The 8675-nt window shown below is 49.5% G+C and carries 11 protein-coding genes; 6 read left to right on the top strand and 5 right to left on the bottom strand.

Going from position 1 to position 8675, the window contains the following annotated elements:
• Positions 1–932, bottom strand: a 932-nt coding sequence (locus HKN79_11210) for an isoaspartyl peptidase/L-asparaginase (GenBank protein ID NNC84135.1), incomplete at its 3' end; no start/stop codon positions are given.
• The gene (locus HKN79_11215; protein ID NNC84136.1) at positions 929–1618 is read right to left on the bottom strand and encodes a DUF2461 domain-containing protein; all 690 of its coding nucleotides are present in this window, start codon (positions 1616–1618) and stop codon (positions 929–931) included. The genes HKN79_11215 and HKN79_11210, both read right to left, overlap by 4 nt.
• Positions 1619–1700: 82 nt before the next feature.
• On the opposite strand from HKN79_11215, the gene HKN79_11220 reads away from it, so the two are divergent.
• The 4 genes from HKN79_11220 to HKN79_11235 are packed head-to-tail and all read left to right on the top strand — an operon-like array spanning position 1701 to position 5278.
• Positions 1701–2414 carry an SIMPL domain-containing protein gene (locus tag HKN79_11220; protein NNC84137.1) on the top strand — a complete coding sequence of 238 codons (714 nt, stop codon included), beginning with the start codon at positions 1701–1703 and terminating at the stop codon, positions 2412–2414.
• A gap of 10 nt (positions 2415–2424) precedes the next feature.
• Complete coding sequence (locus HKN79_11225; GenBank protein NNC84138.1) at positions 2425–4014, top strand: DUF839 domain-containing protein; 1590 nt, start codon at positions 2425–2427, stop codon at positions 4012–4014.
• On the top strand, positions 4014–4793 hold the full coding sequence (locus HKN79_11230; GenBank protein ID NNC84139.1) for a class I SAM-dependent methyltransferase: 780 nt from the start codon (positions 4014–4016) through the stop codon (positions 4791–4793). The genes HKN79_11225 and HKN79_11230 overlap by 1 nt, the downstream gene beginning before the upstream one ends.
• Entirely contained in the window at positions 4790–5278 is a 489-nt protein-coding gene (locus HKN79_11235) for a hypothetical protein (protein NNC84140.1), read from the top strand. Before HKN79_11230 ends, HKN79_11235 begins: the two co-directional genes overlap by 4 nt.
• A 367-nt stretch (positions 5279–5645) precedes the next feature.
• Here HKN79_11235 and HKN79_11240 read toward each other — a convergent pair whose 3' ends face one another.
• Positions 5646–6365, bottom strand: a complete 720-nt coding sequence (locus tag HKN79_11240; GenBank protein ID NNC84141.1) for an SDR family oxidoreductase — start codon at positions 6363–6365, stop codon at positions 5646–5648.
• A gap of 76 nt (positions 6366–6441) precedes the next feature.
• Here HKN79_11240 and HKN79_11245 point away from each other — a divergent pair, with 76 nt between their 5' ends.
• Together HKN79_11245 and smpB are read left to right on the top strand one after the other, a co-directional pair.
• Positions 6442–7263: a ZIP family metal transporter gene (locus tag HKN79_11245; GenBank protein NNC84142.1), complete on the top strand. Its 822-nt coding sequence runs from the start codon at positions 6442–6444 to the stop codon at positions 7261–7263.
• 28 nt (positions 7264–7291) lie between these two features.
• Positions 7292–7756 (top strand): SsrA-binding protein SmpB, encoded by a 465-nt coding sequence (smpB, locus tag HKN79_11250; protein ID NNC84143.1) that lies wholly within the window; start codon positions 7292–7294, stop codon positions 7754–7756.
• A gap of 81 nt (positions 7757–7837) precedes the next feature.
• On the opposite strand, the gene HKN79_11255 is transcribed toward smpB, so the two are convergent.
• Both HKN79_11255 and HKN79_11260 read right to left on the bottom strand, forming a co-directional pair.
• Positions 7838–8080 carry a hypothetical protein gene (locus tag HKN79_11255; GenBank protein NNC84144.1) on the bottom strand — a complete coding sequence of 81 codons (243 nt, stop codon included), beginning with the start codon at positions 8078–8080 and terminating at the stop codon, positions 7838–7840.
• A gap of 96 nt (positions 8081–8176) precedes the next feature.
• On the bottom strand, positions 8177–8675 hold a 499-nt coding region (locus HKN79_11260; protein NNC84145.1), incomplete at its 5' end, for a 2Fe-2S iron-sulfur cluster binding domain-containing protein.

Consider the following 8675-nt stretch of genomic DNA (forward strand, 5'->3'; position numbering starts at 1 on the left):
GTCTTATCCACCGCGATCAATCCACCATTTCCTCCCAGCTCTGGGATGACCTTTTGGATCACTTCAGAAGCGGCAGTCGCGAGATCATCTCCCCCATGGGCCATACGCGCATGTACATCATGTGCTACGGCAGCTCGAATGAAGTACTCCCCCCATCCCGTGCAACTGACTGCACACGTAGTGTTATCAGCATAGGTCCCCGCTCCTATCATCGGACTATCACCGATACGTCCATAGCGTTTCATACTCATCCCTCCGGTAGAGGTTCCTGCTGCAAGGTTTCCTTCGCGGTCCAGAACCACACAGCCCACCGTGCCGAATTTGCTCCAAGCTTTCTCTTCTAGGAATTGAGATACTTCCTCCGATTTCTTCCGCAGATAATAGTCCTTGCGCCTCTTGGTCTCGAAGTATCCAGGGTCCACCTCTTCTAATCGATGGTGCATCGCAAATTCCTCTGCCCCATCTCTAGATAGGAATACATGTTTCGAACTATCCATGACCAGTCGGGCTGCTAGGATCGGATTCTTGATCGTACGCAGACCGGTCACCGCTCCACAATTACGGGTGAGACCGTCCATGATGGAGGCATCCAATTCTGCATGACCATCTGCCGTGAGTACAGCTCCCTTGCCTGCGTTGAACAAAGAGTCATCTTCCATTCGCATGAGAACGACTTGCACTACATCCAAAGCCGATGCGCCTTCTTGTAGCAGCCTCTCGCCAGTGCGCAAGGCATTGTCCAAACTTCTGAGATACAGTTCTACCTCCTCATCCGCGAACCGGGAACGCTCCATCACCCCACTCCCACCATGGATGGCTATGGCCCATTCCTTCTGTTCATTTAACTCTCCCGTTTGGCTTTCAGGATCAGATGGGCTGCAGGCAATGCAAAGACTGAGAATGAATAGGTGTATGTATGTGTCGATTCTCATAGCGTGGATTCTCCATTGAGGTCGGTGGTGAGATACATGGACATGACGTCAAATAAAGGACGCATGCCTTTGAAGGTGCGATGGGCTTCTTGAATGAAATCGGGTGCCAAGACTTCTTTATCTGAGAATTCCCGCACGACAAGGAATTGCTTGTAGCGAAGCAGGTCGATCTGCGGGTGCTCCTTGCTGAAGCCCTTGGGAGCGGTCTTCAATTGTTCTCCTTTGAGTTCTCCAAAAAGCTTTTTGAAGGAACTGCTCTTCAGCACTTTTCGTAAGGGCTCATCATCCATCTCTATCTGCTGACGGATCAAAAGCAGATCCTCCTTATTCGGCCCCCAGAATCCTCCTCCGATGAGGGATCGGCCTCCCGGCTCCAAGCGATAGTAATAGCCTCCTCGCAGCGCAGAGGTCGCCCTACGGAAATATCCACTGAACCAGCGATTATACGGTGTCTTGTCTTTGGAGAAGCGCACATCCCGATGGATGCGGTACATACTCTTCTTTCCCGATACCGTCTCGATGAGATCATGCCTGTTCAATCGATGGATCATCTCATCGGCAAACAAGGCTACGTTCTCCCTTGCCTGCTCATATTCTTCTCGGTGTGCTTTGAACCAATCCCGGTCGTTGTTCTTGGCGAGCTTCCGGAGATATTTGAAGCTCTGTTCATCAATTCTTGCATTCATCTTCTACGGTGAATTTACTATTGTCAGACCAGATAGGATCAGGCACGGTTATAGTAGACCATGCACTAAATTATATTGCACCATGAAACAGATAACACTCATCATTGCCCTGATCATCAGCACGAACATCTATGCTCAAGATCATCATACCAGACCTCTTATCACAACGCAAGGCACCTCTACAGTCTACACAGAACCCGATGAAGTACTATTCACTTACTCTGTACAGACTGAAGGCGATGATCTTCTAGATGCTCGTAACAAGAATGCCCAGATCACGGCCGAGACCATTGCCTTCCTAAAAAAGAAGGGAATTGCACCCGAACATATCCAGACCCAGTATCTGAACATAGGCATACGGTACCGCGATCATCGTCAGCGTGAGGAGACCAAATATTATGCTGCCTCACAGAGCATCTCGGTATGTCTCAAGGACATGGATGACTATGAAGAGGTGATGATCGGTCTGCTTTCTATGAAGATCAGCAATCTGAATGCACCTGTATTCCGCACTACCTCACATCGCTCCCTCATGGACGAGGCTCGATCCAAGGCCATATTAGCAGCACAGGAGAAAGCTCAAGCACTGGCGAGTGAACTGGGTCAGTCCATCGGTCTTGCCTATCATATAGAAGAAGTGGATTTCCAGCAGAGGTGGCCACAGCAGAACGCCTATGCCAATGTAGCCGGTGGTGATGCGATGGTAGCAGTGGACGATGAGGACGGTATCGCTCTTGGTCAATTGGAGATCAAGGCCAAGGTAAGCGTATCTTTCCACCTTCTGTCTGAAGAGTAGATCCTACACAATGAAAAGAAGATCCTTCATCTCATTCTTGGGCAAAGGTGCAGTGAGCACAGCCCTACTCCCTCCATTCATTCAAGCTTGTCAAGCGCCTCAGGACCAGGTGCAAGAACTCATCCAAAAGACCATACAAGGTATCAAGCCGAGTACGGTCGATGACCTCGTCTTGGCAGAAGGACTCCAAAGCCGAACGCTACTCCGCTTTGGTGATGCTATCAGCGAGAAGGACACCTTTGGATTCAATTGCGACTACACGGCCTTCATCCCCGAGGGACCGGATGAAGGTTTGCTTTGGGTCAATCATGAATATCCCAATCCGCTCTTCGTCTCTGGACATACTGGTGGAGAGAAGACCAAGGAAGAGGTCGATAAGGAGATGTATTCTGTAGGCGGAAGCTTTGTAGAGATGCGAAAGGAGGATGGTCGATGGAATCCAATTCAAAGTGAGAAGAACATGCGGCTGACCGGCCATACGATCATTCCTTTCAATTGGCCCCATCCTATCGCTGGGAAGAAAGAGGCCATGGGCACATTCCAGAATTGCTCGGGAGGTGTGACCCCATGGAGGACTATTCTCACCTGCGAAGAGAACTATCATCAGTGCTACGGAGAATGTATGCGCGGGAGTGCACAGATCGATGAGGGACGAGGAACTTACGGATGGAATAGTTTCTATGATAACCGCCCGGAACATTACGGCTGGGTAGTAGAGGTGGATCCACAGACCGGAGATGCTCAGAAACATGTGGCCCTCGGTCGATTCTCGCACGAGTGTGCAACCATCATAGAGTTAGAAGATGGGCGGGTCGTGGTCTACTCGGGTGATGACAAGAACGATGAACATCTGTACAAGTTCATATCCTCAGTACCTGGGAGTCTGAAGGAAGGCACCCTCTATGTGGCCGATTTGGAAAAAGGCGCTTGGCTCTCATTGGATATCGAAGAGCAGGCGGTGCTCAAGAAGAATTTCACCGACCAGACCGAGGTGCTCATCTATTGCCGCGAAGCCTCCAAACTTTTGGGCGCAACCCCACTGGATCGTCCTGAGGATATAGAGATCGATCCAGTGACCGGACATGTTTTGGTAGCTTGTACGAATAACAAACCCAAGAAGAACTTTCACGGACAGATCATGAAGTTCATGGAGAAGGATGGCCGGTACGATGCGCTGGAATTCGAGTCGGAAATGTTCTTGACCGGTGGTGAAGAAACAGGCTTCAGCTGTCCGGATAATCTGGCATTCGATCAAGCAGGGAATCTGTGGTTCACAGTGGATGTCTCTGGAAGTGCTATGAACTATGGCGTCTATGAACCCTTTGGAAATAACGGTCTCTTCATGGTACCTCGCAGTGGTCCGCAAGAAGGAGAAGTGATCCAGATGGCCAGTGCACCCAATGACGCTGAGCTGACAGGACCCTTCTTCTCCCCGGATGGCAAGACGCTCTTTCTGAGTGTACAACATCCCGGTGAGACATCAGTGAGCTTGGAAAAGCTTACCAGCCACTGGCCCGATGGTGGCGACTCGATCCCACTCCCAAGTGTAGTAGCGATCGAAGGCCCACTACTGGAGCAGATCAACCAAGTCGAATCCTGATGGACCATCTGGATATCAACCGCGAAGGATGGAATAGACGCACGGCCATCCACATCGATTCTGACTTCTATGATATGCCCTCTTTTTTGGCGGGCAAGACCTCTTTGAAGGAGATCGAACTCCCATTGCTAGGTGACTTAGAAGGCAAGACCGTCCTACACCTGCAATGTCATTTTGGTCAAGATTCCATCTCATTGGCCAAAATGGGAGCCCAGGTCACCGCTGTGGATCTATCTCCCGATGCCATTGCTCAAGCAGAGGTATTGGCCGAGCAGATGGGTGTGCACGTGGAATTCATCTGCAGCGATGTACTGGCTCAAAGCTTGCTCGATGGGCGCCAATTCGATATGGTCTTCGCGAGCTACGGCACCATCCCTTGGTTACCTGACCTGAAGCCTTGGGCTCGACTCATCCATCAACGCTTGAAAGTGAGTGGCCGATTGGTCTTTGTGGAATTCCATCCGGTACTGGACCTCTTTGATGATGACATGGAGAAGATGGTCTATTCCTATTTCAACGTATCCCCTATCCAGAGCCAGATCAGCAGCTATGCTCAGAAAGACTCGGAGGATATCCCCTATGTCGTGTGGAACCACCCCTTCGGAGAGATTCTATCAGCCCTGCTCGAGCAGGGACTTCGAATAGCCCATTTCCAGGAGTATGACTTCTCACCGTATCCCTGTTTCCGAGGGATGATCCCTGCAGGAGAAGGACGTTATGTCATCGAGCGGTTTGGCCATAACTTGCCCTATTGTTTCAGTATCGTTGCCGAGAAATGAGATCCCTATATCTCGTACTATTCATTGCCTTAGCAGTTGCTTGTCAGAACGAGCAGGAGACCAACCCTTTGGCCGGAAGCTATTCATTGATCGAATGGAAAGGGATCACCGAGCATGGCGAAGTAGTATATCCGTATGGCCAAAAGGCCACCGGTCAATTGATCTACTTGGAGGATGGAAGCATGTCCATGCAACTGGAAGGTGATGACCGACCTGAACTAGGGACCGATGATTACTCCACCTTAGATAGTCTGACGATCTTGAAAGCCTACCAGACCTATTTCTCCTATTATGGCACCTACGCTTTGGATAATGAAACGGGCATCGTCACCCATGTGATAGAGGGCTGTAAGCATCCCGATTGGAAAGGTCGCAAGCTTCAGCGAAAGTTCCAGATCGAAGGAGAACAGCTCATCATCCGGAGCGACAGTGTGATCGGGATGGACCATGTGCTGACTTGGAGAAGATCTTCAAATTCTGAATAACAGCTTCGGGTTCAATCATTCTTCAAGATTCGATTCAATTGGACGGAAGTAGACCCTTCACACACCCCTTCCACCCATTGGCCAGCACATTCCCCTCTCGAGAGGGGAAAGGAAAAGCACAAAGTGATTTGACAGGGGTGTGTAGTTGATCAATGATTGACTCCGTTCGGTTATAAAACGAACTTCAGCATAGTATAGGCAATAGTAAAGAGGTAGACACTCCGGACCATCATCTTCTTATACTTCCTACTCCACTCTTTATATTCATCTTTTTTGTCTTTAGGCCAAAAGAATCCATGGGCCTGCAGATAAAGCAGAATCATCAATAGATAAAAGAGTATCGCTCCGATCATATTTTATATCAGTCCTATGCCGGCCTCCGGTGCGAACGGAAAGGTCGCACAATGATCTCATTGACCACCGAATCCTCAGGAGATTCTATCGCATGCTTGATCTGTACGGCTATGCTCTTGGGTCGCATGGCAGATGCGAAATAGTCCTTCATATTCCCGTGAATCTCTTCATTGGTGGTCTTGTTGATGAAATCAGTATCGACCGCACCCGGGCTGATGGTCGTGACTTTCACGCGGCCATTCAATTCTACACGTATGCTCTCTGAGATACCGAAGAGTGCATGTTTGGTAGCGCAGTAGACCCCTGAGTTGGGAAAGACATGATGGGACGCGATACTCCCGATATTGATCACATGTCCGCGCTGTTCTATCAATGAAGGCATGGCACTGTGCAAGCAGTTCAGAACACCTTTCACATTCACATCTACCATGCGGTGCCATTCTTCGATCTTTCCTTGATGCAAAGGATCGAAGTGACCCAGTCCCGCATTGTTGATCAGCACATCCACCCCACCGAATTCGTTGAGACAACTATTGACCAGTTCTTGGCAATCATCGTATTCCCTCACATCTCCTATATGGACAAGATGTTCACATGAAAGCGAATCAGTCAAGGTCTGTAAGCGCTCCTTGTTTCGCCCTGAGAGGACCAAGCGATATGCTCCATTATCCAGTGCATGGGCCAATGCCTGCCCAATTCCGCTACTCGCTCCGGTGATGATGACATTCTTCATGTTTGAATTTTAGATCCCGAAAATAGACTGAATCAGCACGGCAAAAGATTAGCTTTGCCTAACTTTTTAATATCCCATGCAGCCCGTTCTCGATTATTTTGAAAGCATAGACCCTATACTCGCTGCCTTGCTCGCTACACTCTTTACGTGGGGATTGACGGGCCTGGGTGCGTCACTGGTCTTTTTCTTCAAGACCATGAAGCGAAGCGTCTTAGATGGAATGCTCGGATTCACCGGTGGGGTCATGGTGGCGGCCAGTTATTGGTCCCTGCTCTCTCCTGCCATCGAGATGAGCCCTGGTGAAGGATTCGTCAAGGCCATGCCCGCTGTGATCGGCTTTGGGATGGGAGCACTCTTCCTATTTGCGCTGGACAAATTCGTACCGCACCTCCACATCAACTTCACCAAGGATGAAGCAGAAGGACCGGACACCGATTGGAAAGGGACTACTCTACTCATTCTCGCCATCACCTTGCACAACATTCCAGAAGGGCTGGCCGTAGGAGTGCTCTTCGGAGGGGTGGCTGCGGGCATTCCTGAAGCAACCATCGGTGGAGCAGTGGCCTTGGCCCTGGGTATCGGGATTCAGAATTTCCCAGAAGGAATAGCAGTCTCCATGCCTCTGCGCAGACAGGGTGTTTCGAGATTCCGCAGTTTCTGGTACGGTCAGTTATCGGCCATTGTAGAACCCGTAGCCGGGGTGCTGGGTGCACTGCTGGTCATGCAGATGATGCCCATCCTTCCCTATGCACTCGCCTTTGCTGCAGGTGCGATGATATACGTGGTCATTGAAGAGGTAGTACCTGAGACCCAACGGGATGCCTATACCGACATCGCTACTCTGGGTTTCATCGGTGGCTTCATCGTGATGATGCTTCTGGATGTAGGACTCGGATGAGCCGAATTGACCTTTCTTTGCAGCTCCCATGATCGAGGAAGGAACCGTCATAGCGAAGAACAAGAAAGCAGCGTATCAGTATTTCTTGGAAGACAAGTGGATTGCTGGTATACAATTGACCGGGACCGAGATCAAATCCATTCGTAATCACAAGGCGCGTATCACGGAGGCATATTGCAATTTCATCAAAGGAGAATTGCATGTTCTCAATATGTATATCGAGCCTTACAGTCACGGAGGCTATGCCAATCACGAACCCACTCGTGTCCGAAAACTGCTGCTTACTGCCAATGAACTGGGAAAGATCAAACGCAAACTGCGTGATGTGGGGAATACGTGCATCCCCTTGACGCTCTTCATCAGTAAGAGTGGATTTGCCAAATTGGAGATCGCGCTGGCCACAGGAAAGAAATTGCAGGATAAGCGTGAGGACTTGAAGAAAAAGGAGGCCAAGCGGCAGATCGATCGAAGCCGTAGCGATCGGTACGAATAAGGGAATGGATATGGCCCTAAAAAATCAAAGGACTTCAACCCTTTGGTGAAGCCCTTCGATCTAACTAAACACTAAAAAACACTAGTTCAGACTTATTCGTATCCCTTCTACCTGGGTATCGGTTTTGAAATAGTTGTCGTATACCCGTATATATCTTTCCTGATTACTCAGGTCGTAGTTCAATTCCACAAAGAATCCATATAGTGCATATATGGTCCTTTTTCCTTTCTTACTATTCGTATGCTCAGCTACGAAACTGCCATTCATACGCAATAGTTCCCTCTTCTCTTCATATGACAGGGATGAATATTCTCGTGTACTCATAACGTGAATCTTTACCCTGCAGATTCATCGTCAAAAATACAGGTTCTACAGAAAGATGTCAACAATCAATCGCTGCTTATTGACAGTTCATCGAAGTCAAGCATCGTAATCGAGCGTGGCGGAACCGCCTTTGGGATAGCTCTGGCAAGTGAGAACGAATCCCTCCTCGACCTCACTGGAGCTGAGTGAGAAATTTTGGCGCATATCTACTTCCCCTTCTAGCACCTGCGCTCGGCACGTGCAGCAGACCCCACCTTGGCAAGCAAAGGGTAGATCTATACCGTGATCCAGACCGATGTCCAAGATGGTCATGTCCGGATCCTTCACTTCCACTTCGAATCGCTCACCATCCAAGATGTAGGTATTGACCAATCCATCACTGGAAGGCACCTCGGCCTTTTGCTCTGAATCGTCAGCTCCTGGAGCAGGAGCCGAGAAGAGCTCGAAACGGATACGCTCGGTAGATACACCCTTCTGTTCCAGATGTTCCTTCATAGAGAATATCATCTCACTGGGACCGCAGAGATAGAATGCGCGAACAGAGAGGACATCTAGACCTTGAGCGATCTGCGAATCCAAACGGGCGATATCCAAT

The organism is Flavobacteriales bacterium, from assembly GCA_013001705.1.
Classification (GTDB): Bacteria; Bacteroidota; Bacteroidia; order Flavobacteriales_D; family JABDKJ01; genus JABDLZ01.